Consider the following 24,726-nt stretch of genomic DNA (forward strand, 5'->3'; position numbering starts at 1 on the left):
AATTTATATTGGAGCTTAAGGATGTTCAATATGTGATTAATCTTAAAGAAAAAAATGAAATAGATAAGTATATTGAATATATGAAAAATAAACATAAGGATAATTTAAAATTGTTTTGGACTATAAAAGATAGTTTAGATGAATTGTTAAATGATTATCCTGATGGTAGAAATGGTTTTCCTTACAATGAAGAAAGTTTCTTAAAGATAGCTGATATATTATGTCATGAAAAATTCTATATAAATGAAGCTGAATATACCTTAAAAAATTATATATCTTTATTAGAAAGAGAAAATAGATTAAAAGAGATTAGATTTATACCATTAGGCTGTAAGAACAGAAATATCTTTGCTCAAGGAAATATAGATGTTGATACTCGTATACATAATAATACTAATGGCAATGCTTCATCCAGAGAAACAATAGAAGGTATATTTCAGAATATAAAACGAGACATACATAAACAAGAGATCAATAAATGACAAAACAATTCCAAATGGCAGATCGTTTTGATGCGTCTGCAGTCGAACAAGCACTTTATAAACACTGGGAAGAGCAGGGCTATTTTAAGCCGTCTGAAAATCCTGACGTTCCAAGTTACTGTATTGCGATTCCGCCGCCAAATGTGACGGGGAGTTTGCATATGGGGCACGCATTCCAACAAACGTTAATGGATACCTTAATCCGTTTTAACCGTATGGAAGGGAATAACACCCTTTGGCAAGCGGGAACAGACCACGCAGGGATTGCAACCCAAATGGTGGTGGAGCGTAAAATTGCGGCAGAAGAGGGGAAAACTCGCCACGATTACGGTCGTGAAGCCTTTATTAATAAAATCTGGGATTGGAAAGCCTATTCAGGTGGGACGATCAGCCAACAGATGCGGCGTTTAGGTAACTCGATTGATTGGGATCGTGAGCGTTTCACAATGGACGAAGGGTTATCCAACGCGGTAAAAGAAGTGTTTGTTCGTTTACACGAAGAAGGCTTGATTTATCGAGGTAAACGCTTAGTAAACTGGGATCCAAAACTTCACACGGCGATTTCCGATTTAGAGGTGGAAAACAAAGAGAGTAAAGGTTCGCTTTGGCATTTCCGCTATCCGCTCGCAAACGGGGCAAAAACCGCAGACGGTAAAGACTATTTAGTTGTTGCTACAACCCGTCCTGAAACTGTGCTAGGCGATACTGCTGTGGCGGTTCATCCAGAAGATGAACGCTATCAATCATTAATTGGCAAAACAGTCGTGCTGCCACTTGCCAACCGTGAGATCCCGATTGTCGCAGATGAGTATGTGGATCGTGAATTTGGTACAGGCGTGGTAAAAATTACGCCAGCACACGATTTTAATGACTATGAAGTGGGGAAACGTCACGGTTTGCCAATGGTCAACGTGATGACGATGAATGCCGATATTCGTGCAGAAGCAGAAATTATTGGCACAGATGGTAAACCGCTCACCACTTACGAAGCAAACATTCCCGCAGATTACCAAGGTTTAGAGCGTTTTGTTGCCCGTAAAAAAGTAGTCGCCGATTTTGATGCGTTGGGTTTATTGGATGAAATTAAACCGCACGATTTGAAAGTGCCTTACGGTGACCGTGGTGGCGTGCCGATTGAGCCAATGCTCACCGACCAATGGTATGTGTCGGTTAAACCGCTTGCGGAAGTAGCGACTAAAGCGGTGGAAGATGGCGAAATTCAATTTGTGCCGAAACAATACGAAAACCTTTATTTCTCTTGGATGCGTGATATTCAAGATTGGTGTATTTCTCGCCAGCTTTGGTGGGGGCATCGTATTCCTGCTTGGTATGATGAGCAAGGTAATATTTATGTGGCACGTAATGAAGCCGAAGTGCGGTCAAAATATCAGTTAAATTCGGATGTCGCCTTAAAACAAGATGAAGACGTACTTGATACCTGGTTCTCATCGGGTTTATGGACATTCTCTACTTTAGGCTGGCCAGAACAAACGAAAGAATTAAAAATGTTCCACCCAACCGATGTGTTGATCACGGGCTTTGATATTATTTTCTTCTGGGTCGCTCGTATGATTATGTTTACGATGCACTTCATTAAAGATGAAAATGGCAAACCGCAAGTTCCATTCAAAACCGTGTATGTAACAGGGCTGATCCGTGATGAACAAGGGCAAAAAATGTCAAAATCGAAAGGGAATGTGCTTGACCCAATCGATATGATTGACGGTATCTCGCTTGATGCCTTGCTGGAAAAACGCACGGGCAATATGATGCAGCCACAGCTTGCAGAGAAAATTGCCAAAGCCACACGTAAAGAATTTGGCTCTTCCCCGACTCTTCCAGAGGGGGGCATTGCGGCACACGGTACAGATGCGTTGCGTTTCACACTTGCAGCATTGGCGAGCAACGGCCGTGATATCAACTGGGATATGAAACGTCTAGAAGGCTACCGTAATTTCTGTAATAAATTATGGAATGCAAGCCGTTTCGTATTAACCAACGATAAGCTCGATTTATCCGCAGGCGAAGTGGAATACAGCCTTGCAGATCGCTGGATTGAGTCCGCATTCAACCGCACTGTTGGCACATTCCGTGACGCATTAAGCCAATATCGTTTCGACTTAGCCGCGAACGCTATTTACGACTTCACTTGGAACGAATTCTGCGACTGGTATTTAGAACTGACTAAACCCGTATTTGCTCACGGCACAGACGCACAAAAACGCGGAGCAAGCCAAACACTCGTACGTGTGCTAGAAAAATTATTACGTTTAGCCCACCCGATTATGCCATTCATCACTGAAGAAATTTGGCAAAAAGTGAAAGGCTTTGCCAACATTGAAGCCGACACCATTATGCTACAACCTTTCCCGAAAGTGGTGGAAAGCGAATTAGACGAAGCGGCGGAAACGCAAATCAGCTGGATCAAAGAGTTGATTATCGCCGTGCGTAACATTCGTGCAGAAAGCAACATCGCACCAAGCAAAGGTTTAGAATGTCTTGTTCGCAACATTTCTGATGAACAATGCAAAATTCTTGCGGAAAATGACCGCTTGTTAAAAGCAATGGCGAAATTAGACAGCGTGCAAACGCTAAGCGTGGATGAAACCGCGCCACTTTCTGTCGCCAAATTAGTCGGCAACGTGGAAGTGCTTATCCCAATGGCAGGCTTTATCAACAAAGAAGCAGAGCTTACTCGATTAACAAAAGAAATCGAAAAAATGCGTGGTGAAATCACCCGTATTGAAAACAAACTCAGCAACGAAGCCTTTGTCGCCAAAGCCCCAGAACAGGTGATTGCCAAAGAACGTGAGAAAATGCAAGAGTATCAAAGCGGTTTAGAGAAATTGCAAGGTCAGTATAAAGCGATCGAAGCGTTGTAATGATTAAAACGTTGTAATTAATCAAAGTATTATAATGAGCAGAGATAAAAGTGCGGTCAAATTGACCGCACTTTTTTGTTTGAATTTAGGGATAATCAAATACAGCCAAAATAAGACATCATTTATTTTCAGTAAAATAACCTTGATGATTACGTTTTTGTTCGAATAAGTAGTCGAAAATAATTTCTAAAGCGTAGTCAGGCACATGTCGAAAATGTCGATTTTCAACTCCTCTTCGCCAATTTCTAAGCTGATTAGCAGAAACTTGATAACCCCTTTCTTGCAAAAGATTCAATATTTTATCCGTTTCATTAGCAATACCTGATAAATGTAATAAGTTATTAAAAATCTGATTTTTATTCATTAAATCGCCTCATATATAATATGAAATTTACACTCTAACTCATTAATAAGCTATGTTTCAATATCAACTTGAGTATCTCCAAAATCCATTATAGCACCGCAAAATGAAAAAGTGAGCTACAACTCAAGTCACACTCAAGCAAGAGAATAAAATTAAACATTATTGTTAATCAAGAGTAAATTTGGTTGTTATTAATTGCTTAAAAATTTGTAATTGCTTTATACTAAGGCTAATACTAGCGTAGTAGCTTAAAGGATAAAATATTAAGATGGCGAAGAGTTTAATGTTGCAATATGCACTTGATTTTCACAAAGGGCATGTTCCCGTCACACAATTTGCGGACTTGTTTTTCGATTTGTTTTATGACAATAAGCAGTCTTCAAATGAAGAAGAAGCGGCAGCAGAGGCTACGATCTTTTTATGCGTAGATGCTTACTCGCCAGATGTACCTAAAGACCAAATGGAGATAGCGGAGCTTTGCAGAATGAGTGAGATGAAATTAAGAAAAGAAGTTGAAGACGCTTTAAAAAGAGCAAATGTGCTATAAATTTGAGGTATAGGCTTTATAAATTAGTAAACTATTATGTATAAAAAATACACTCATAAATTATTTCAAAATTCGACCGCACTTTATGATGATTTTATTAAATTTGAGCGTGCTATTTCTGATTTGGGCGCAGAGATGAAGGTTAATTTTGCACAATATGAAATTGATCATTTGGCGGTGAGAGTAAATAATTGTAAAGATGCGGAAATTTGGCTGACAGCGTTGACGCAATGCGGTAAAATTTTTTGCGATAACGTGGTGAATGGGCGAGTGATTTATTTGATTGAACTGGATGAGCCTTTAGATTTTTTAGGGCAGAAAGTATCAATAATCGAATTGCCGTTTCCTAAAAATAAAATTTATCCTCAAGATGGTTGGGAACATATTGAATTTGTTGTGCCGTTTTTGCTTAATGAGTCCATTGATGAATGGCAAGAGCGAGTAATAACGCAATTTAATTTGAACTATTCGCAAACTTTGCAACTCAAAGTGAGCGCACCGAAAGCGGAGAGGGAACAATTGCCGAATCCGTCTATTGCGGTGAGTTTTGTAGATAAATCGTTAAATCATACAACAGTAAAAATTCATCCTTATTCCATTAAAACCGTGGTTTTATCGGAACAAGTTAATTAGAAGGGTATTTATTAATGAAAAAATTAACTATTGCATTAGCACTTATGGCAAGCCTTGGTATGACGGGTTGTGCAAATACTGATATTTTTGGTGGGGATGTGTACTCTGCTAATCAATCAAAAGAAGCGCGCTCGATCAGCTATGGTACTATTGTATCATCACGTCCTGTTAAAATTCAGGCGGACAATCAAGGTGTGATTGGCACAGTTGGCGGTGGCGCATTAGGTGGTATTGCAGGTTCAGCTATTGGTGGCGGCACTGGACGTGCTGTGGCGAGTGCGGTAGGAGCGATTGCTGGCGCTGTCGTGGGTAGCAAAATAGAAGAAAAAGCAAGCCAAGTTGATGCACTAGAATTAGTGATCAAAAAAGATGATGGCAATGAAATTGTTGTTGTACAAAAAGCAGATGCAAGTTTGAAACCAGGTGCGCGTGTGCGTATTGTTGGTGGCTCAAGCCTTAACGTTTCTGCACTTTAATTTGGTGTATCTTTAATAGGGCTTTTAGTTTCGGCTAAAAGCCTTTTACATATTTAGCCTGTTACATATTTAATAAAAGCCATTTTATGTCTAAATTCAGCACACAATTCTCTTTAAATTTGCCCCAAAGTGCGGTGCGTTTTTCGCTTATTTTTATGAGTATATTCGGGCTATGGGGCTGTGACAAATTAGCGCATCATCAGCCGAAAACCACTCAACAAGCAGAGGCGGTTGAGGAGCCTACATTTACGACAAATCAATTGTTGCGCGGCGTGTATTCAGATTTAACGCTGAGTATAAATGATGTGAATAATCATAATAAAGCGAGCTTTTTGCGCGATTTGTTGGAAGGTTTGGTGATCTATGATCGCGAAGGACATATCATTCCTGCCGTGGCAGAAAGTTGGAGCACAAAAGACAATAAAATATGGCGATTTAAAATACGCAAAACAGCAAAATGGTCTAGCGGAAATCCTGTCACCGCCCATGATTTTGTGCAAAGTTGGCAATTTTTAACACAACAACCCACAGCGTTAAAACAGTATTTGAGTTTTATTAATTTAAAGAATGCTGCTGCGGTGATGAAAGGTGAAATGCCCCTTGATCAACTGGGCGTTCGGGCTCTTGATGATTTGACATTGGAAATTGAATTAGACAAGCCAACCCCTTCTTTGCCGGAAATGCTCGTCCATGTTGCATTGTTGCCAATGAAATATGGTAAGCGTGCTGAATTTGAAAGTAACGGTGCTTATCGTTTTGTGGGGTTACAAGGGAAATTTATTACCTTAGAAAAAAATCCCCAATATTGGGATCACGAGAACGTTCATTTTGATCAGGTGATATATCAAAAATTAGGCGAAAATCAAAGCGTTACCGATCTTGATGTGGTGGCGGAGCCTATTCATAAAGGGGAGGCTAATCAGCAATTTCCACAGTTATGCACTTATTTTTATGAATTTAATTTGAACGATCCAAAATTGCGCCAAAGTGCGGTCAGAACGGCGCTTGTTTCGATGATTTCGCCTCAAAGTATTGTGCAAAATGAGCATATCAATGGTATACCGATTAATGAATTTTTACCGCGCAATATGCAGTTGCAAGAGAATTCAAATTGGCAAGCGAGCCTTGTCGAACAGCTATTACAGCAGTCGGGCATTTCAGAAACCAAACCCTTGCAGTTGAAAGTCAGTTATGATCAAGAGGGGATTCATTCGAGCATCGCCAACCGTTTAGTGCGGGCATGGTCGCAATCCGATCTGATTCGCGCGGAGCCTGATCCTATGAGCTGGACACAATTGCAAGAAAAACGCCGAAAAGGGGAGTTTCAGGTGATTCGCTCTGGTTGGTGTGCCGATTATAATGAGCCCTCTGCTTTTTTTCAGTTGCTCTATTCTCAGCACCCCGATAACACCGCTGGCTTTAAAAATGAAGAAGTGGATCATTTACTTGCACAGTCTTTGAAAGCGCAAACACAAGCAGAACGAACGGCGATTTATAGCAAAATCCAAAGCATAGTTAAACAAGAACGCGTGTTTTTGCCTATTTTCCAATATACGCAAAATAGTTATATTTCGCCGACAATTAAAGGCTTTGATAATACCAATCCAACAGGCGTGATATATAGCAAAGATCTACAACGCAAAACTAACTCAAATTGAGTATTTATCACATCGCCGAGTCGTTAAATTTGCCCAGATAGGATAAATTGCATTAAAATGGCTTGGTTTTTTTTTATTGTGTATTCAAATTTATGACAATTTTAGTTCTAGGTGTTAACCATAAAACTGCAACGGTGGGATTGCGAGAGAAAGTGGCGTTTTCAGATGAAAAACGTCAGATTGCTTTGCAACAAATTCAGCAGTTTAAACTAGGACAAAGTGCAATAATTTTATCCACTTGTAACCGAACTGAAATTTATTTACACAATAAAAAAATCACCCCAGAACAAACGGCGCAATGGAGTGATGAATGTGTAGCATGGTTTGCTAAAATTCATCAACTTGAGCTTTCTGAATTAACATCATATCTTTATTTATACCGAAATCAGCAGGCCGCGCAGCATTTAATGCGGGTTGCTTGCGGACTTGATTCATTGATTCTTGGCGAACCCCAAATTTTAGGGCAAGTGAAACAAGCCTATCAAATGAGTGAAGATTATTATCGTGAAACCCAACATTCGGGCATTTCAAGCGAATTATCACGCCTATTCCAGAAAACCTTTTCAACGGCTAAACGCGTGCGCACAGAAACCAATATTGGCGAAAGTGCCGTATCAGTGGCTTATGCGGCTTGCAGCCTTGCTCGTCAAATTTTTGAAAGTTTGCGTGAACTGAACATTTTGCTTGTGGGCGCAGGGGAAACCATTGAGCTAGTGGCGCGTCATTTACTGCGTCATGGTGTAAAAAAATTGATGATTTCTAACCGCACTTTAAGCCGTGCGCAGGATTTAGTGGCAAAACTCGATAGCAATACGCCCATTGATACCTTTTCTTTAGATGAATTACCATTAGGATTAAATCAAGCGGATATCGTGATCGCTTCGACAGGAAGCCCCAATGTATTAATCAATCAAGAAATGGTGAAAGTCGCGCAGAAAGAACGCCGCCATAAACCAATGTTGATTGTGGATATTGCCGTGCCGCGCGATGTGGATGAAAGCGTGAATAAGCTTGATAGCGTCTATCATTATACGGTGGATGATTTAAATAATATCATTCAACAGAATATGAATGAGCGCGAAAAAGCCTCAACGCAGGCTGAAATCATCATTGCTGAAGAATGCCAAGATTTCTTTGATTGGTTGAAACTGCATCAATCCGCTAATGTGATTCGTGATTATCGTCAAAGTGCGGACGAAATTCGCCAAGAATTGTTGGAAAAAGCCTTGCAAGCCTTACAACAAGGGGAAAGTGCGGAGCAAATTTTGCAAGAATTTAGTCAAAAACTGACGAATAAATTATTGCACTCACCAACTCAAGCCATGCAAGCAATGCTCAAACAGGGCGATGTGAGCGGTTTGCGCTATTTTTCTCGTTCAATGACGGGAAAAAATACATAAAGTTGACAAAAACTTGTGTTATCTCAATATTTCATTTCATAAAATCCCTTAGAATTTCCTTGCAAATACCATATTAAAGAAGAATACAGGTGGCAGGGAGATAAAAAATGAGCGTATTTTTCGTGACAGGTACGGATACCGGCGTGGGCAAAACCATCGCAAGTCGCGCTATTATGCAAGCTATGCAAGATGCAGGAAAACAAATTGTTGGCTATAAACCCATCGCAACAGGGCAGGACGAGCCTGTTTATACCGATATTTTAGATGACGCAAGCAGTGATTACGGTAAAGAAGATAACCGTGACGTGCTTATTTTAATGGATTCAACGAAAGAAAACGTCAATTATCGCGATGTGAACAGCTATACTTTTTCGCATAGCGTGCCGATGATTACGATTGAGAGCGAGCGCATTCAACAAGCGAAATTAGATCAAGATTTAGCTCGCCTTGCGCAGAGCTATGAGAATGTGTTGGTGGAAGGGTCATTCGGCTGGTTGAGTTTGATCAACCGTGAATTAACTTTCGGCGATTGGGCTGCAAGCCACCAAATGCCCGTTGTGCTCGTGGTAGGCATTAAAGAGGGCTGTGTTAATCATGCTTTGCTCACGGTGCAATCTATCGAAAAAATGGGATTGAAACTCGTGGGCTGGATCGCAAATCGCATTAACCCGGGCTTGAGTCATTATGCGGAAATTTTAGCCTCTTTAGAGCGTAAAATTGATGCGCCATTGTTGGGGAAAATTCCTTATATTCATCGCCCTGAAAAACAAGAACTTGGGCATTTTATTACGGAGATTGAACGTTTAACTTCCCTAGATTAACCTTTCAAAACACGTCAACATCGGCGTGTTTTTATTTTTATCTAAAATAATCGCAAATTTTTAGAAATTATCTTGTTTCTGACCGCACTTTTCTCATCTGAGATAAAATTTCTCGCCTTTTTCTGAAAAAAACTTACAATGCACGCCTTAATTTGAATGAATAATTAGGAACTACTGTGTCAGATTTATTGCGTTTTTTTGAAACCATTATTCAATGGTTTATCAATTATGTAGATGAACCTTTATGGAGCATTGTTATCGTCATGCTTCTTGGTGTCGGTTTGTTTTTCACCCTTTCAACAGGTTTCGTGCAACTACGCCTATTTCCACAAAGTTTGCGAGAAATGTGGTTCGGGCGTGCTGCCGCAGAAAATGCACTAACCCCATTTCAAGCCTTTGCCACAGGATTGGCAAGCCGTGTTGGCGTGGGAAACGTCAGTGGGGTTGCCACCGCCATTGCATTAGGCGGACCAGGTGCGGTTTTTTGGATGTGGCTTGCCGCATTTTTAGGAATGTCTAGTGCCTTTGCGGAATCTTCTTTAGCCCAGTTGTTCAAAATTAAAGATCAAGACGGTACTTATCGTGGGGGCCCTGCGTATTACATTAGTATGGGCTTAAAATCTCGTTGTATGGCAGCAGCCTTTGCGGTGAGCCTAATCTTTACTTTCGGTTTTGCCTTTAATGCTGTGCAAGCCAATTCTATTGTCGAGGCGACACATAACGCTTGGAAATGGGATGGGCATTATGTGGGGATTGCATTGGTCGGGCTCACGGCGATCATGATCTTCGGCGGCGTGAAGCGTATTGGCGTGGTTTCCGCGCGTATTGTGCCTGTAATGGCGTTATTTTATTTGCTCACGGCTGCGATCATTCTTGGTATGAACATCGAAAAATTGCCTTCAGTTTTTCAATTAATTCTTACCAATGCCTTTGATTTTTCTGCGATGGCAGGGGGAATGTTTGGCGCCATTTTCTCGAAATCGATGTTAATGGGGATTAAACGTGGTTTATTTTCTAATGAAGCGGGTATGGGGTCTGCGCCCAATGCCGCAGCAACCGCCGAAGTGAAACACCCTGTAAATCAAGGGCTAATTCAAATGCTAGGTGTGTTTGTGGACACCATGATGGTCTGTACTTGCACCGCAATTATTATCTTACTGTCCGATAACTATGGTGGCGAGAATTTACAAAGCATTTCTCTCACTCAAAATGCCTTGCGTTATCATATTGGCGAATTTGGCATACATTTCTTAGCATTTATTTTATTATTGTTCGCTTTTTCATCCATTATTGGCAACTATGCTTATGCCGAAAGCAATATCCGCTTCTTGAAAAATCGGGTATGGAGCGTCTTTCTCTTTCGTTTAGTGGTGCTCTTCTTTGTTTATTTCGGTGCCGTAAACTCAGGATCGATTGTGTGGGCATTTGCCGATACGGTAATGGGCTCAATGGCATTTATCAACTTAATTGCATTGATCGCCTTATCGCCGCTGGTGTGGCTATTGCTGAAAGATTTCCAAAAACAATTGAAAGCAGGCAAAACGCCCGAATTTAAAGTGGAAAATTATCCAGAACTACAAAAACGCGGCATTGATCCACGTTTGTGGAAATAGCCCAAAGTGCGGTCAAAAATGTGATAATTTTCACCGCACTTGAATAAAACAAAGGCACGTTTAACTCAACGTGCCTTTATTAAATTTGGAGATAGAGCGAATAGTCGCAGATTGTTTACTCATAAAACAGCAGACGGTTTAGTTAGCTTTAAAGCACGCCCGCATCTAAGGATAATCGCCCTTCTTCCACACGGATACCTTTAGCAAATTTCTTGATTAATAATTCTTTAGGTTTGCTTTCGTCTAATGTATAAATTGGCATTGTGCTCATTAAAGCCGCGACACTTTCATTTATAAACGGCATGATTGTTTGCAGCTGAGCCATATATTTTTCAGGCTCGCCAGACCATTGTAGAATACGAATATCGCGTAAATAAACCGCCCCTTTTTCTGCATCATAATAAGGAATCGTATCAATCGTCAGATTGAGCTTGCCCGCCATTTCTTGCTTTTTCACTTTAAGCAAGCCATCCAGCAAACCGCTGATTTCTACACGTTCTGAATTATTTTGACCAATTTTAGTGTGTAAATTTTGCAATTTATAATCGAAGGAAAATAAGCCTGGTAACCCTAGCGTATCCGCAATCTCTGATTTCTTGGATAAATAGCTATTTATTTCATCTTCGCTCACCGAAAAGGCTTGCGCAAACATCGGCACGCATAGAGTGAGAATAAAAACGAGTTGGCGAAATAATTTCATGTGGATTCCTGTGTTGAATGTTATGTAAATCACTGTAAAGTTAATTGTGCTATTATACTGGTTTCGTTATGCTCTAATCATTAATTTGAGGGAATTTTATGAAAAAAGTAATTTTAGCCGTATTTTTGACTGCACTTTTGGCTGGATGTTCATCTTCTGGAAGTATCGGTGGCTTTGGTGGCAGTTTTGGCGCAGGTAATGGCGGGGCGGGTGTCAGCTTGGGCACAGGAATTGGATTCTAATTTTTTAGTTTGCTATCAAGTGCGGTCAATTTTGAATTAATTTTAAGGAAAAACTTGACATTGATCACATTTCGCTTATAATACGTCCCATATTTCGGACGCGGGGTGGAGCAGCTTGGTAGCTCGTCGGGCTCATAACCCGAAGGCCGTCGGTTCAAATCCGGCCCCCGCAACCACTTCTTAATTTAAGAAGGAAATAACGGTTCAGTGAAACCCAAATTTGAAATTTGGGTTTTTTTGTACGTAAAATTTGGAAGAATTTCACTGGGCGCGTTAAGCGCTTTTTTTGTATCTGAAATTTGATGCGATAAGGATTTAGTTCCCTTAAACGCAGACTTATTTTACGAAAAATGGAGAAAAAATGGCAACATTAGAACAAAGTTTACAAGAAATGCTCACCCCAGCAGTCGAAGATTTGGGCTGTGAATTATGGGGCATTGAATGTCAACGTGCAGGTCGTTTTATGACCGTGCGTTTGTTTATTGATAAAGAAGGTGGCGTAGGTGTTGATGATTGCGCAGATGTGAGTCGTCAAGTTAGTGCTATTTTAGATGTGGAAGATCCGATTGCAGATAAATATAACTTAGAAGTGTCATCACCGGGGTTAGATCGTCCATTATTTACCCTTGCACAATTTGCTCGCTTTGTGGGGCAAGAAATTAGTGTACATTTGCGCATTCCCATTTCGGATCGTCGTAAATGGCAAGGTAAATTAGAAAAAATTGACAACGATATGTTGACATTAATGGTAGATGGACAAGAGCAAGTTTTTGTTTTTGGAAATATTCAAAAAGCCAATGTGGTTCCCAAATTTTAGATTATTGTAAGCGATAAGGTATTTAGCAATATGAGCAAAGAAATTTTATTCGCCGCTGAAGCGGTATCAAACGAAAAATCATTACCAAAAGAAGTGATTTTTGAAGCGTTGGAAGCGGCGATTGCGCTTTCAACAAAGAAAAAACATGCACAAAAACAAGAACGTTTAGGCGTAGAAAAGCCATCTGATATTGATGTGCGTGTAGCCATTGACCCGAAAACAGGTGAATTTGAAACATTTCGCCGTTGGACTGTGGTTGAAGAAGTGATAAATCCAACAAAAGAAATCACATTAGAAGCGGCTCGTTTAGATGATCCAAATATTCAAGTTGGCGATATCGTTGAAGATCAAATTGAATCAGTGGCATTTGACCGTATTACAATGCAAACAGCGCGCCAAGTGATCAGCACCAAAATCCGTGATGCAGAACGTAGTCGTGTGGTTGAACAATTTATCAATGAAGAAGGCAAAATCGTCATTGGTACGGTGAAAAAAGTAAACCGTGAGATGATTATTATTGAGCTGACGGGGAATAAAGAAGATCCAGCCAAAGCAGAAGCGGTGATTATGCGTGAAGATATGCTTCCGCGTGAAAACTTCCGCCCAGGCGATCGCGTGCGTGGGGTGCTTTATAAAATTAATTTGGAAAGCAAAGGCTTCCAATTATTTGTTACCCGCGCAAAACCAGTTATGCTAGAGGAATTATTCCGTTTAGAAGTGCCTGAAATTGGTGAGCAAATCATTGAAATTAAAGGTGCTGCGCGTGATCCAGGTTCTCGTGCAAAAATTGCAGTGAAATCAAGCGATAAACGTATCGATCCAGTAGGCGCTTGCGTGGGTATGCGTGGTTCTCGAGTGCAATCAATCACTAACGAGCTAGGCGGTGAGCGAGTGGATATCGTGCTTTGGGATGATAATCCTGCACAGTTTGTGATCAACGCAATGGCTCCAGCAGATGTTAGCTCAATCGTGGTGGATGAAGATAATCATTCAATGGATATTGCGGTTGAATCTGCGAATTTAGCCCAAGCGATTGGTCGCAACGGGCAAAACGTGCGTTTAGCGACTCAGTTAACGGGCTGGACGCTTAACGTGATGACAACAGAAGAGTTAGAACAAAAACACCAAGCAGAAGATAATAAGATTTTAAACTTATTTATGACCGCACTTGAAATTGATGACGAGTTTGCACAAATTCTCATTGATGAGGGTTTCACTACGCTTGAGGAATTAGCCTATGTGCCTGTAAGTGAATTAACGGCAATTGATGGTCTTGAAGATGAAGATCTCATTGAAGAATTACAAACTCGTGCAAAAGATGCGATTACTGCTGTGGCGTTGGCTGAAGAACAAGCGTTAAAAGATGCGCATATCGAAGAACGTCTATTAAACCTTGAAGGTATGGAGCGTCACATCGCATTTAAATTAGCCGAAAAACAAATCATCACACTTGAAGAATTAGCAGAACAAGGCGTGGACGATTTAGCGGATATCGAAGAGCTAAGTGCAGAAAAAGCAGCTGAATTAATTATGGCAGCACGTAATATCTGTTGGTTTGGTGAGTAATAGGAGCAGAATATGACTGATAAAGAAAAAAATGCGGAAAACGCACCAAAAAAACTAAGTTTAAAACGCCGTGAGAAAACAACTGTCAGTGCAACAACTGCGAGCGGTAAAGCGAAAGCAGTACAAGTAGAAGTACGCAAATCTCGCAAAATTGATACGGCAGCTGCACGTAAAGCCGCAGAAGAAGCAAAATTAAAAGCGCAACAAGAAGCGGAAACTGCCAAAAAAGCGGCTCAAGAAAAAGCCGCTAAAGAGCAAGCTGAAAAAGCAGCCAAAGCGGCGGCTAAAACGCAGGCAGAAAAAGACGCAAAAGCCAAAACAGCAACGGCAAAACAAGAAAAAAGTGCGGTCGAAAAAACGGTAGATTCTGAAAAAGAAAAACGCAAAGCGGAAGAAGCTGAATTGCGTCGTAAAGCGGAAGAACTTGCCCTCCAAAAAGCAGAAGAACAAGCACGTCGTGCAGCTGAAGAAGCCCGCCGTTATGCTGAGCGAGAAGAAAGTGGTGAAGTCACAGAAACTACTGAAGATTATTCCGACTATAACTTAACTTCAAGCTATGCGCGTGAAGCTGAAGATGAAGCCAATCGTCGCCGCGAAGCCAATAGTCGCACGGGCAAAAATAAAGTTGCCAAAGCGAAGAAAGGCGGTCGTGATGACAACGGCTCTAAAGATGAGCGTAGTGCTGATCGCCGTAATCAAAAAGATTTAAAAGGCAAAGGCAAATTCGGCAAAAAAGGTGGTAGCAGCTTACAACAAGCCTTTACCAAACCTGTTCAGGTAAACAAAGCTGATGTGGTTATCGGTGAAACCATCACGGTTGCTGAACTTGCAAATAAAATGGCCGTTAAAGCCACTGAAATCATCAAAACCATGATGAAAATGGGTGAAATGGTTACCATTAACCAAGTTATCGACCAAGAAACTGCGCAGCTTGTTGCGGAAGAAATGGGGCATAAAGTTATTTTACGCAACGAAAATGAACTTGAAGATGCGGTAATGGAAGATCGTGATGTTAATACTGAAAAAGTCACGCGTGCACCAGTGGTAACCATTATGGGGCACGTTGACCACGGTAAAACTTCATTGCTCGACTATATTCGTAAAGCGAAAGTTGCCGCAGGCGAAGCGGGTGGTATCACGCAACATATCGGTGCGTATCATGTTGAAACCAATGACGGTAAAATGATTACGTTCTTAGATACGCCGGGACACGCCGCCTTTACGTCTATGCGTGCTCGTGGTGCGAAAGCAACGGATATCGTGGTGCTTGTTGTTGCCGCAGATGATGGTGTTATGCCACAAACTATTGAAGCGGTTCAACACGCCAAAGCAGCAGGTGTGCCTTTAGTTGTTGCGGTCAATAAAATTGATAAGCCTGAAGCTAACCCAGATCGCGTAGAGCAAGAATTATTACAATATGATGTGATCGCTGAAAAATTTGGTGGTGATGTTCAGTTTGTTTATGTTTCTGCGAAAAAAGGGACAGGCGTTGACGAATTATTAGATGCGATCTTGTTACAATCTGAAGTTCTTGAATTAACAGCGGTGAAAGATGGTATGGCAGCAGGCGTGGTGATTGAATCTTACCTTGATAAAGGTCGTGGTCCTGTGGCGACTATTTTGGTTCAATCTGGTACGTTAAAACGTGGCGATATCGTACTTTGTGGCTTTGAATTCGGTCGTGTACGCGCAATGCGTGATGAAAATGGTAAAGAGATTAACGCAGCTGGTCCGTCAATTCCTGTTGAAGTATTAGGCCTTTCAGGCGTGCCAGCAGCGGGTGATGAAGCCACTGTGGTTCGCGATGAGAAAAAAGCGCGTGAAGTTGCGTTATTCCGTCAAGGTAAATTCCGCGAAGTGAAACTTGCTCGTCAGCAAAAAGCGAAACTTGAAAATATGTTTAGCAATATGAGTGCGGGCGATGTTGCGGAACTTAACGTGATTGTTAAAGCAGACGTACAAGGTTCGGTGGAAGCCATTTGCCAAGCATTAGTAGAGCTTTCAACAGAAGAAGTTAAAGTTAATGTTGTAGGTTCTGGTGTCGGTGGGATCACTGAAACAGACGCAACATTAGCTGCCGCTTCCAATGCAATTATGGTTGGTTTCAATGTGCGTGCAGATGCATCAGCGCGTCGCGTCATTGAAAATGAACATATTGATTTGCGTTATTATTCAATCATTTATGAATTGCTCAATGAAATCAAAGCCGCGATGAGCGGTATGTTACAGCCTGAATTTAAACAAGAAATTATTGGTTTGGCGGAAGTCCGTGATGTATTCCGTCATCCGAAATTTGGTGCAATCGCTGGTTGTATGGTAACGGAAGGTGTAGTAAAACGTAACAACCCTATCCGTGTATTACGCGATAACGTGGTAATCTTTGAAGGCGAGTTAGAATCTCTCCGCCGTTTCAAAGACGATGTTGCTGAAGTGCGTAATGGTATGGAATGTGGTATCGGCGTGAAAAACTATAATGATGTGAAAGTTGGCGACCAAATCGAAGTATTTGAAGTGGTCGAAGTCAAACGTTCAATCTAATTCGTTAGATGATGATTAAAGTGCGGTTAAAATTCATAAAATTTTTAATCGCACTTTATTTTACTTAAAACTCACAGTTTTCCAGTTATGGAGATCTTTAATTTTGCCCATATTGCATGGCAAAAGTATTCATTAAATCTTCATTTTTAAATAAAGGAAAAATAAAATGGCAAGAGAATTTAAACGCAGCGATCGTGTAGCGCAAGAGCTACAAAAAGAAATTGCTGTGATTTTACAACGAGAGGTTAAAGATCCGCGTATCGGCATGGTAACCATCTCTGATGTAGAAGTTTCAAAGGATTTGGCTTATGCAAAAATCTTTGTGACTTTTTTATTTGATCACGATAAAGCCGCAATTGAACAAGGTATGAAAGGTCTAGAGAAAGCAAGCCCATACATTCGTAGTCTTGTTGGTAAAGCAATGCGTTTACGCATCGTGCCAGAATTGCGTTTCGTCTATGACCAATCTTTAGTGGAAGGAATGCGAATGTCAAACCTCGTCAGCGATGTCATTCGTAAAGATGAAGAGCGTCACATCGAAGATCCTGAACTGAATAACAAATATAAGGAAGAATAATGTCAAAGCCCCGTAAACGAGGCCGTGATATACACGGCGTATTTTTGCTCGATAAACCCCAAGGTATGTCATCTAATGATATTTTACAGAAAGTAAAACGGGTTTATCAGGCAAATAAAGCAGGCCATACGGGGGCATTAGATCCATTAGCAACAGGAATGTTGCCTATTTGTTTAGGAGAAGCTACCAAGTTTTCGCAATTTTTATTAGATGCAGATAAACGCTATTTGGTAACGGCGAAATTAGGTGAGCGTACGGATACTTCTGACGCTGAAGGCCAAATTGTTGAAACGCGTTCTGTTAATGTAGAATTATCAACAATTTTGACCGCACTTCCGCATTTTACTGGGGATTTAATGCAAGTGCCGACTATGTTTTCGGCATTGAAGCATAACGGCAAGCCACTTTATGAATATGCTCGCCAAGGTATTACAGTGGAGCGAGATGCGCGCCCCATCACGATTTTTGAATTAAAGTTTGTGAGTTATGACGCCCCTAATCTTACACTGGAAGTCCATTGTTCAAAAGGAACTTATATTCGTACACTCATTGATGATTTAGGCGAATATCTTGGCTGTGGTGCGCACGTTACGATGCTACGCCGTATTGCGGTATCCGATTATCCTTACGAAAAAATGTTAACTTGGGAACAGTTACAACAACTTGCGGAAAAGCAAGATTTAGCCTTGTTAGATCAGCATTTATTACCCCTTGATACAGCAGTGTCAAAATTGACCGCACTTTACTTAACAGAAGTGCAAACTAAAGCCGTTGGTTTTGGTCAGCGTGTTAAATTCAGCAATGAACAGCAAATTTATGGACAAGTGCGGTTATTTTCCCCAGAGAATTTGTTTCTAGGTGTGGCTGAGATTGATCAAAACAATGTGATTCGCCCAAATAGAATGGTGAATTATGCTTAATAATAAACGTTAATAGATTTTATTATTGCTGAACTTTTGATGTATCTATATAAATGATTTTATAAAAGAAATATAAAGAATTATGGCTAAAACAATTATTTTAGCGTTGCCGTATTTATATGGTTTAGACCAATGTATTGAAAAGAATCTACGTTATTTAGGTTATGATGTAATTAATCTTTGTTACGATGATAGTAGAAGCTATTATCCTACGATATTGCATCATATAAAAAGTTGGTTAATTAAATTATTTTATGGCAGAGCAAAGTATAAAGAGTATGAAAAAAGTAAAACGTATTCTCGCTATGCTGATGATATTGAGTATAAACTTTCCCTATTAGGGAATAAAAAAGCAGATTTCGCACTTTGTATCAGAGCCAATGTTTATCCTAAATCGTTAATTAGCTTGATTCGGGAAAATACAAAGACTTGTGTGAATTTTCAATGGGATGGCATTGATTCACATCCTGATATTTTAGAATATATGGAATATTTTGATCGTTTCTTTGTATTTGATCCAAACGATATTAAAAAATATCCGCAATATGCACTTAGACATATTACTAATTTCTATTTTGATTATGATATTCCACAAGCCACACAATCAACGGCGGCGCTATTCTTTTTAGGTGGTCATCAGGCAAGTCGAGTAGGACAAATTAAAGATTTTATTGCCAAAGCTAAAACATTAGATTTATTGTTAGATTTCTATATTGTGGCAAAAGATAAGCGTGCACGGATTGCCTTTGATTCGGATCCAGCAATTCATTATGTACATTCAAGCCAAGCGTTTTCTTTTGAGCAAAACCTTTATAAAGTACAAGAAAGCTGTGTTGTTGTGGATTTTTTAAATACAGTAGACCAAGGGCTTTCATTCCGTAGCTTTGATGCATTGCGATTTGATAAGAAGTTGATTACCACTAATATGACAGTGGTAGAATATGATTTTTATCATCCAAATAATATTTTAGTATGGCAGGAAAATACTACCGCAGAAGAGTTAGCTCAATTTTTAGCTTTACCTTATCAGCCTATTCCTTACGAGATTAAACAAAAATATTCTTTTTCAGCTTGGTTAAAGCATATTTTATATAGTTAATTAATTCAAAGTAAAAAAGGGAGCCTGCTCCCTTTTGTTTTATGGCTAACTTTTTAAACGTTCAAAACCTGCTTCTAGATCTGCGATTAATTCATCGGCGTCTTCAAAACCAATATGAACACGAATGAGTGTCCCCGTTAAAGTGCGGTCAATATTTGGGCGAATTTTTTTGATTTCTTCAGGTTGATTATACAAAATCAAACTTTCAAATCCGCCCCATGAATATGCCATACTAAAAAGCTTAAAGTGATCCATAAAGGCAGCTAATTTCTCGTGGCTAAGTTTTTCATGCAATTCAAATGAGAATAATCCCGCAGAGCCTGTAAAATCTCGTTTAAAGAATTCATGCCCTGGGCAACTTGATAACGCAGGATGATAAACCGCTTTAACTTCAGGACGTTCAGCCAACCATTTTGCCACTTTAATGCTGCTTTCTGTATGCTGTTTGAAACGCACCGCTAATGAGCGAATCCCGCGCGCCGTGGTGTATGCCGTATCTGCATCCACCATTTGCCCCATAAAATAAGAATTCTCGCGTAATTGATCCCAGCAGCGCGCATTGGATACTGCGGTGCCGATCATCACATCTGAGCAGCCGACTAAATACTTGGTTGCCGCTTGAATAGAAATATCCACGCCATGTTCTAATGCTTTAAATAAAATACCGCCCGCCCATGTGTTATCGAGCATAATCACGATATCAGGATTCGCTTCTCGTGCAGCTTTTACCATAGCAGGCACGTCTTGAACTTCCATTGTGAGCGAACTTGGACTTTCTAAGAATAAAATTTTCGTATTCGGTTGAATGAGAGCTTTGATATCTTTTCCGATTAGTGGATCATAAAAAGTAGTCGAAATCCCCATTTTACTCAAAATTTTGTTACAAAAATCTTGAGTAGGTTCATAGGCAGCGCCAGTCATTAAAATGTGGTCGCCCGTTTGCACAAAGGCTAAAATAGCATTGGTGATCGCAGCCGTGCCACAAGGATATAAATAACACCCTGCGCCGCCTTCCATTTCGCACATTAAATCTTGCAAGGCAAAGTGCGTTAATGTGCCACGACGTCCGTAAAATAATGCCTGTTTAGCCCGATTAATCGTGGCTTCTTTTTTATGAGCAAGATTATCAAAAACTAATGATGAAGCGCGTTGTAGCACAGGGTTTACAGAACCTTGGGTCACACGTTTATTGCGCCCTGCATGCACGAGAGTAGTGGCTAATGAATATTTTTCTGTCATAATACTTCCTGTTAGGTATGATTAATTAATTTAATAGATAAAATCGACTATCAAAGTGCGGTCAATTTTCATAAAATTTTCAACGTTAATTTTGCACTCTAATTGAATTTGGTGCAAAAGTTTTTTCCAACCACTCACTTTAGGAGAATATATATGGTATTAGTAACTCGTCCAGCGCCAGATTTCACATCATCTGCCGTATTAGGTAATGGCGAAATCGTTGACAATTTCAACTTTAAAAAACACATTGAAGGCAAAGCAGCCGTGATTTTCTTCTATCCATTAGATTTCACATTTGTATGCCCATCTGAATTAATCGCATTTGATCACCGTTATGAAGAATTCAAAAAACGTGGTGTAGAAGTTGTTGGTGTATCAATCGATTCACAATATACACATAACGCATGGCGTAACACTTCAACTGAAAGTGGTGGTATCGGTGCCGTGCAATATGCATTAGCTGCAGACGTAAAACATGAAATTGCAAAAGCATATGGTATTGAACATCCAGAAGCTGGCGTGGCATTACGTGCGTCATTCTTAATCGACAAAAACGGTATCGTTCGTCACCAAGTTGTGAACGATTTACCATTAGGCCGTAACATCGATGAAATGTTACGTATGGTTGATGCTTTACAATTCCACGAAGAACACGGCGAAGTTTGCCCTGCACAATGGGAAAAAGGTAAAGAAGGGATGAAAGACAACCCAGAAGGTGTTGCACGTTTCTTAAAACAACATGCTAATGAACTTTAATTATTAATTGATTCATAATAAAAGCCACGTGGATTATAGCATCGCCACGTGGCTTTTTTATTGCTGATTTCCTTGTATTGTTAATGCATAATCAGATTAATTCTCTACATTTTCAGTAGGAACATAACGATTCTCTGCGGTTTCTGGCTCAAGGTCTAATTTTGCCATTAATATTCTATCGACATCTTCGTCTGCATTGCCAGTCACTAATAATTTATCGCCATAGAAAATCGAATTTGCCCCCGCCATAAAGCACATCGCTTGCATTTCTTCAGACATTCCTTGGCGGCCCGCAGATAAACGAACATAACTGGTTGGCATCGTGATTCTAGCCACCGCAACGGTGCGTACAAATTCTGTCCAATCCAATTCTGCGGCGTCGGCAAGTGGCGTGCCTTCTACTTTTACTAACTGATTAATCGGCACAGATTCAGGTTGCGGATCAAGATTCGCAAGGCTGGCAATGAAGCCCGCACGTTCTTTGCGATTTTCATTCATACCAATAATACCGCCACAACATACTTTTAACCCTGCGCTACGCACTTTGCCGAGAGTATTTAAACGATCGTCATAGCCACGAGTGCCAATCACATTTTTATAATGCTCTGGCGAAGTGTCGAGGTTATGATTGTAATAATCCAGCCCCGCGTCTTTCAGATCTTCCGCCATACCATCTTCTAACATCCCAAAGGTGCCGCAAGTTTCTAAGCCTATTGATTTCACCGCCGCAATAATTTCTTTGATTTTACCCATATCTTTAGGTTTCGGGCCGCGCCATGCTGCGCCCATACAAAAACGGTTTGCACCACGCGATTTGGCAATTTTTGCTTTCGCAAGAATATCTTCTACATTTAACAATTCTTGTTTTTGCACACCTGTTTGATAGCGTGCGGATTGCGGGCAATAGCCACAATCTTCAGGGCAACCACCAGTTTTAATCGACATTAAGGTAGAAAGTTGGATCGCTTGTGGGTTGAAGTGTTGGCGGTGCACCAAAGCTGCACGATGAATTAATTCTAAAAATGGCGTTTCAAACAGCGCCTCTACTTTACACACAGACCAATATTCTGTCTGTGGATGAGGGGTGATTGAAGAAAGATGTAGTGTTGTTTTCATATCAATTCCTTATGAACGAAGGTTCGAGGCTATTTATTTTTCGTAAATTAAATGCCCGTTTTCTACCACTAAAGTGCGGTCGATTTTTCCTACTAATTCGCTTGGTTGGTGGGTGACCAATAATAATGTTAATTTTTCTTCATTGCAATGTTGAATAATTAAATCTAGCATTTCCAAACGCAATTCAGGATTGAGCGCAGAAAAGGGCTCATCGAGTAACAAAATGGGTTTGTTGCGCAACAAACAACGGGCAATGGCAACACGTTGTTTTTGCCCACCAGAAAGTGCGGTCGGTTTTCGTGTTAAAAATTCGGTTAAACCAAGTGCGCTTGCGGTTTGTTGTATGCACGCCTTTTCCTTGTCGTTTAGTTTTAAATTGGGCTTGATGCCTAAACCAATATTTTGATACGCCGTTAAATGCGGAAATAAATTATTCTCTTGAAACAGCATAGAAACAGGGCGCAAGTGCGGTTCGCTATGGGTATGATTTTCTCCATTCAGCCAAATTTCTCCCGTTTCTGGCTGTTCAAAACCCGCAATTAAATTTAACAGCGTGCTTTTGCCCGCACCACTTGCGCCCACAATCGCCATTTTTTCTTGCGGACGGACGTGCAGATTAAATTGCATACGCATTTCTTTATATTGAAAGCTGACTTGATCTAAGTTAATCACGTTTTTTTTTCCACCATAAAAAATAACCCGAGGCAAACCGCCATTAAAATCAATGCCGTTACTGTGGCATCATCACTGCGATAGCTGCCAAGCTGTTGATAAAGCAAATAGGGGAGTGAGCTGAAATCTTGATTGCCAAATAATGCAATGGCAGTGAAATCGCCCAGCGAAAGGGCACAAGCCAGCGCAAATGCATATTTGATCGGCGCACTGAGATTGTGCCATTCAATAAGCCGAAAACGCGCCCAGCCTTTAATTGCCAGAGATTGGCATAGTTTTTCATAATATTGCATATTTTGATTCATCGGCACAGCAAGAATTCGCACAACAAATGGCAGCGCCGCAAGGGCATTGCAAACTACTAAAATGGCAAATAAATGCCAATGAGTAAATTCAATTTCTTGCAACAATAAATACAAGCCGATAGATAAAACTAACATCGGCACGCTCAGCACGATCATACTGGTGTTGAGCAAACAATTGGCGAATTGGTTGAAATGCAGCCAATGCAAACGGCGAGAAAGTTGTAGCAACGCCATTGCCATTAATAATGCGCAGATCGCAGAAAGGGGCGCGATGCTAAAAGAATAGCCGATAGCACGCCATAATTGCGGACTTTTCCAAGCCGAGAAAATTGCGCCAGAATTGACCGCACTTATTACGACATTGCTGAGTGGCAGCAGAATAAAGGCACTCACGCTAATTAAACAAAAAATTTGCCAAAATTTGACCGCACTTGATTGGGGCGAAAGCCAAAGATCTTTTTGGCTTAGGTTGGTTTCGGGCAATTTAGTTAAAACAGCGCTTAAGCCGAATAACACAAAGCAAAATACGAATTGCAATAAAGCAAACAAGGCGGCTTTGGGCAGATCAAAATCAAACATAATGGCTTGATAAATTGCCACTTCAATGGTGGTGAATTTAGGGCCGCCGCCTAGCACAAGCACAATGGCAAAACTCGTGAAACAGAGCATAAAAATAAGTACAAAAGTCGGCAAAAATTGTTGGCGTAGATAGGGGAGTTCAAGCCAGCGGATAAATTGCCAGCCACGCAAGTTGAGCTGTGCGGCGAGTTGCCGTTGTTGATTGGGGATCGCATGAAAACTTTGCAAAAACATGCGCGCAGCAAGGGGAATGTTAAAAAATAAATGAGCAAGCAAAATGCCTGTTAAACCATAAATTTGCGGCTGCCAGCTAAAGCCGAGCAGGCGGCTGAATTGTCCTAGCCAGCCTGCGCTGCTGTAAACCCCTAAAATCCCAAAGACTGCCACTAAAGCGGGCAATACAAAAGTGACGGAGAAAATTTGTAATAAAAATGCTTTGCCACTAAAGGGCTGATAGAAAAATGCCCGAGCAAATAACAGCCCAACAATGACAGAAAGCGCGGCACTTAAAAAGGCTTGCCCTATGCTGAATTGCAAAACACGCACAATGTAATCATCTTGCCAAAGATTTTGCCAAGGGAGCGGTTCGCCAGTGCTAAATACCGCATTCAATGAAACGCCATAAATCGCAATGAGCAGCAATAACACCAATATGCCGCCCAAATAATGACGTGAGCGGAATAGATTAAAATGGGTGCGTACTTTCAAAAATGACATCATCGGA

The 24,726-nt window shown here is 40.6% G+C and carries 23 protein-coding genes and 1 tRNA gene; 18 read left to right on the plus strand and 6 right to left on the minus strand.

Going from position 1 to position 24,726, the window contains the following annotated elements:
- Positions 1–32 precede the first annotated feature (32 nt).
- Both C8D76_RS07145 and C8D76_RS07150 read left to right on the plus strand, forming a co-directional pair.
- Complete coding sequence (locus C8D76_RS07145; protein WP_116632106.1) at positions 33–482, plus strand: hypothetical protein; 450 nt, start codon at positions 33–35, stop codon at positions 480–482.
- A complete protein-coding gene (locus C8D76_RS07150) occupies positions 479–3,364 on the plus strand; it encodes a valine--tRNA ligase (RefSeq protein WP_116632107.1) in 2,886 nt (961 codons plus the stop codon). Before C8D76_RS07145 ends, C8D76_RS07150 begins: the two co-directional genes overlap by 4 nt.
- Positions 3,365–3,482: 118 nt before the next feature.
- Here C8D76_RS07150 and C8D76_RS07155 read toward each other — a convergent pair whose 3' ends face one another.
- Positions 3,483–3,728: a hypothetical protein gene (locus C8D76_RS07155; RefSeq protein WP_116632108.1), complete on the minus strand. Its 246-nt coding sequence runs from the start codon at positions 3,726–3,728 to the stop codon at positions 3,483–3,485.
- A 268-nt stretch (positions 3,729–3,996) separates the two neighbouring features.
- On the opposite strand from C8D76_RS07155, the gene C8D76_RS07160 reads away from it, so the two are divergent.
- The 7 genes from C8D76_RS07160 to C8D76_RS07190 all read left to right on the plus strand — a co-directional run bounded on the left by C8D76_RS07160 (position 3,997) and on the right by C8D76_RS07190 (position 10,876).
- Complete coding sequence (locus tag C8D76_RS07160) at positions 3,997–4,275, plus strand: colicin immunity domain-containing protein (RefSeq protein ID WP_116632109.1); 279 nt, start codon at positions 3,997–3,999, stop codon at positions 4,273–4,275.
- Between the two features lie 36 nt (positions 4,276–4,311).
- Complete coding sequence (locus C8D76_RS07165) at positions 4,312–4,908, plus strand: VOC family protein (protein WP_116632110.1); 597 nt, start codon at positions 4,312–4,314, stop codon at positions 4,906–4,908.
- Between the two features lie 14 nt (positions 4,909–4,922).
- On the plus strand, positions 4,923–5,384 hold the full coding sequence (locus tag C8D76_RS07170; RefSeq protein WP_116632111.1) for an outer membrane lipoprotein: 462 nt from the start codon (positions 4,923–4,925) through the stop codon (positions 5,382–5,384).
- Between the two features lie 86 nt (positions 5,385–5,470).
- Complete coding sequence (locus C8D76_RS07175) at positions 5,471–7,042, plus strand: peptide ABC transporter substrate-binding protein (RefSeq protein ID WP_116632112.1); 1,572 nt, start codon at positions 5,471–5,473, stop codon at positions 7,040–7,042.
- Positions 7,043–7,134: 92 nt separating this feature from the next.
- Complete coding sequence (hemA, locus tag C8D76_RS07180) at positions 7,135–8,442, plus strand: glutamyl-tRNA reductase (RefSeq protein ID WP_116632113.1); 1,308 nt, start codon at positions 7,135–7,137, stop codon at positions 8,440–8,442.
- A gap of 107 nt (positions 8,443–8,549) precedes the next feature.
- Positions 8,550–9,263 carry a dethiobiotin synthase gene (bioD, locus tag C8D76_RS07185; RefSeq protein WP_116632114.1) on the plus strand — a complete coding sequence of 238 codons (714 nt, stop codon included), beginning with the start codon at positions 8,550–8,552 and terminating at the stop codon, positions 9,261–9,263.
- A 176-nt stretch (positions 9,264–9,439) separates the two neighbouring features.
- The gene (locus C8D76_RS07190) at positions 9,440–10,876 is read left to right on the plus strand and encodes an alanine/glycine:cation symporter family protein (protein ID WP_243405827.1); all 1,437 of its coding nucleotides are present in this window, start codon (positions 9,440–9,442) and stop codon (positions 10,874–10,876) included.
- Positions 10,877–11,024: 148 nt separating this feature from the next.
- Here C8D76_RS07190 and C8D76_RS07195 read toward each other — a convergent pair whose 3' ends face one another.
- Entirely contained in the window at positions 11,025–11,576 is a 552-nt protein-coding gene (locus C8D76_RS07195; RefSeq protein WP_116632115.1) for a YceB family lipoprotein, read from the minus strand.
- A 98-nt stretch (positions 11,577–11,674) separates the two neighbouring features.
- On the opposite strand from C8D76_RS07195, the gene C8D76_RS09915 reads away from it, so the two are divergent.
- The 8 genes from C8D76_RS09915 (at position 11,675) to C8D76_RS07230 (ending at position 19,335) form a co-directional block, all read left to right on the plus strand.
- Positions 11,675–11,818 carry a lipoprotein gene (locus C8D76_RS09915; protein ID WP_165814355.1) on the plus strand — a complete coding sequence of 48 codons (144 nt, stop codon included), beginning with the start codon at positions 11,675–11,677 and terminating at the stop codon, positions 11,816–11,818.
- 99 nt (positions 11,819–11,917) lie between these two features.
- Positions 11,918–11,994 (plus strand) — tRNA-Met (locus C8D76_RS07200).
- Positions 11,995–12,179: 185 nt separating this feature from the next.
- Positions 12,180–12,635 (plus strand): ribosome maturation factor RimP, encoded by a 456-nt coding sequence (gene rimP / locus C8D76_RS07205; protein ID WP_116632116.1) that lies wholly within the window; start codon positions 12,180–12,182, stop codon positions 12,633–12,635.
- Positions 12,636–12,665: 30 nt separating this feature from the next.
- Positions 12,666–14,201, plus strand: a complete 1,536-nt coding sequence (nusA, locus tag C8D76_RS07210) for a transcription termination factor NusA (protein WP_116632117.1) — start codon at positions 12,666–12,668, stop codon at positions 14,199–14,201.
- Positions 14,202–14,213: 12 nt separating this feature from the next.
- Positions 14,214–16,739, plus strand: a complete 2,526-nt coding sequence (gene infB, locus C8D76_RS07215) for a translation initiation factor IF-2 (RefSeq protein WP_116632118.1) — start codon at positions 14,214–14,216, stop codon at positions 16,737–16,739.
- Between the two features lie 166 nt (positions 16,740–16,905).
- The gene (rbfA, locus tag C8D76_RS07220; RefSeq protein WP_116632119.1) at positions 16,906–17,316 is read left to right on the plus strand and encodes a 30S ribosome-binding factor RbfA; all 411 of its coding nucleotides are present in this window, start codon (positions 16,906–16,908) and stop codon (positions 17,314–17,316) included.
- On the plus strand, positions 17,316–18,236 hold the full coding sequence (truB, locus tag C8D76_RS07225) for a tRNA pseudouridine(55) synthase TruB (protein ID WP_116632120.1): 921 nt from the start codon (positions 17,316–17,318) through the stop codon (positions 18,234–18,236). Before rbfA ends, truB begins: the two co-directional genes overlap by 1 nt.
- Before the next feature lie 82 nt (positions 18,237–18,318).
- Positions 18,319–19,335 carry a WaaS/CpsH family glycosyltransferase gene (locus C8D76_RS07230; RefSeq protein ID WP_116632121.1) on the plus strand — a complete coding sequence of 339 codons (1,017 nt, stop codon included), beginning with the start codon at positions 18,319–18,321 and terminating at the stop codon, positions 19,333–19,335.
- A gap of 45 nt (positions 19,336–19,380) precedes the next feature.
- Here C8D76_RS07230 and metC read toward each other — a convergent pair whose 3' ends face one another.
- Complete coding sequence (gene metC / locus C8D76_RS07235) at positions 19,381–20,574, minus strand: cystathionine beta-lyase (protein WP_116632122.1); 1,194 nt, start codon at positions 20,572–20,574, stop codon at positions 19,381–19,383.
- Between the two features lie 153 nt (positions 20,575–20,727).
- Here metC and C8D76_RS07240 point away from each other — a divergent pair, with 153 nt between their 5' ends.
- Positions 20,728–21,330 (plus strand): peroxiredoxin C, encoded by a 603-nt coding sequence (locus C8D76_RS07240; protein ID WP_116632123.1) that lies wholly within the window; start codon positions 20,728–20,730, stop codon positions 21,328–21,330.
- A gap of 96 nt (positions 21,331–21,426) precedes the next feature.
- Here C8D76_RS07240 and bioB read toward each other — a convergent pair whose 3' ends face one another.
- From bioB to thiP, 3 genes are read right to left on the minus strand one after another with little or no spacing between them, the layout of a single operon-like run.
- Entirely contained in the window at positions 21,427–22,446 is a 1,020-nt protein-coding gene (bioB, locus tag C8D76_RS07245) for a biotin synthase BioB (protein WP_116632124.1), read from the minus strand.
- Positions 22,447–22,479: 33 nt separating this feature from the next.
- The gene (thiQ, locus tag C8D76_RS07250; protein WP_116632125.1) at positions 22,480–23,118 is read right to left on the minus strand and encodes a thiamine ABC transporter ATP-binding protein; all 639 of its coding nucleotides are present in this window, start codon (positions 23,116–23,118) and stop codon (positions 22,480–22,482) included.
- The gene (thiP, locus tag C8D76_RS07255) at positions 23,115–24,722 is read right to left on the minus strand and encodes a thiamine/thiamine pyrophosphate ABC transporter permease ThiP (RefSeq protein ID WP_423802751.1); all 1,608 of its coding nucleotides are present in this window, start codon (positions 24,720–24,722) and stop codon (positions 23,115–23,117) included. Before thiP ends, thiQ begins: the two co-directional genes overlap by 4 nt.
- Positions 24,723–24,726 lie beyond the last annotated feature (4 nt).

It is taken from the genome of Alitibacter langaaensis DSM 22999, assembly GCF_003096995.1.
In the GTDB taxonomy this organism is placed as follows: domain Bacteria; phylum Pseudomonadota; class Gammaproteobacteria; order Enterobacterales; family Pasteurellaceae; genus Exercitatus; species Exercitatus langaaensis.

What these genes read in the sequence shown, in the direction of transcription:
- C8D76_RS07230 (WP_116632121.1), top strand. Translation starts at nt 18,319, where the DNA reads ATGGCTAAAACAATTATTTTAGCGTTGCCGTATTTATATGGTTTAGAC.
- metC (WP_116632122.1), bottom strand. Translation starts at nt 20,574, where the DNA reads ATGACAGAAAAATATTCATTAGCCACTACTCTCGTGCATGCAGGGCGC.
- C8D76_RS07175 (WP_116632112.1), top strand. Translation starts at nt 5,471, where the DNA reads ATGTCTAAATTCAGCACACAATTCTCTTTAAATTTGCCCCAAAGTGCG.
- C8D76_RS07240 (WP_116632123.1), top strand. Translation starts at nt 20,728, where the DNA reads ATGGTATTAGTAACTCGTCCAGCGCCAGATTTCACATCATCTGCCGTA.
- rimP (WP_116632116.1), top strand. Translation starts at nt 12,180, where the DNA reads ATGGCAACATTAGAACAAAGTTTACAAGAAATGCTCACCCCAGCAGTC.
- truB (WP_116632120.1), top strand. Translation starts at nt 17,316, where the DNA reads ATGTCAAAGCCCCGTAAACGAGGCCGTGATATACACGGCGTATTTTTG.
- hemA (WP_116632113.1), top strand. Translation starts at nt 7,135, where the DNA reads ATGACAATTTTAGTTCTAGGTGTTAACCATAAAACTGCAACGGTGGGA.
- C8D76_RS07195 (WP_116632115.1), bottom strand. Translation starts at nt 11,576, where the DNA reads ATGAAATTATTTCGCCAACTCGTTTTTATTCTCACTCTATGCGTGCCG.
- C8D76_RS07160 (WP_116632109.1), top strand. Translation starts at nt 3,997, where the DNA reads ATGGCGAAGAGTTTAATGTTGCAATATGCACTTGATTTTCACAAAGGG.
- bioB (WP_116632124.1), bottom strand. Translation starts at nt 22,446, where the DNA reads ATGAAAACAACACTACATCTTTCTTCAATCACCCCTCATCCACAGACA.
- infB (WP_116632118.1), top strand. Translation starts at nt 14,214, where the DNA reads ATGACTGATAAAGAAAAAAATGCGGAAAACGCACCAAAAAAACTAAGT.
- rbfA (WP_116632119.1), top strand. Translation starts at nt 16,906, where the DNA reads ATGGCAAGAGAATTTAAACGCAGCGATCGTGTAGCGCAAGAGCTACAA.
- C8D76_RS07170 (WP_116632111.1), top strand. Translation starts at nt 4,923, where the DNA reads ATGAAAAAATTAACTATTGCATTAGCACTTATGGCAAGCCTTGGTATG.
- bioD (WP_116632114.1), top strand. Translation starts at nt 8,550, where the DNA reads ATGAGCGTATTTTTCGTGACAGGTACGGATACCGGCGTGGGCAAAACC.
- nusA (WP_116632117.1), top strand. Translation starts at nt 12,666, where the DNA reads ATGAGCAAAGAAATTTTATTCGCCGCTGAAGCGGTATCAAACGAAAAA.
- C8D76_RS09915 (WP_165814355.1), top strand. Translation starts at nt 11,675, where the DNA reads ATGAAAAAAGTAATTTTAGCCGTATTTTTGACTGCACTTTTGGCTGGA.
- C8D76_RS07165 (WP_116632110.1), top strand. Translation starts at nt 4,312, where the DNA reads ATGTATAAAAAATACACTCATAAATTATTTCAAAATTCGACCGCACTT.
- thiP (WP_423802751.1), bottom strand. Translation starts at nt 24,722, where the DNA reads ATGATGTCATTTTTGAAAGTACGCACCCATTTTAATCTATTCCGCTCA.
- C8D76_RS07150 (WP_116632107.1), top strand. Translation starts at nt 479, where the DNA reads ATGACAAAACAATTCCAAATGGCAGATCGTTTTGATGCGTCTGCAGTC.
- C8D76_RS07155 (WP_116632108.1), bottom strand. Translation starts at nt 3,728, where the DNA reads ATGAATAAAAATCAGATTTTTAATAACTTATTACATTTATCAGGTATT.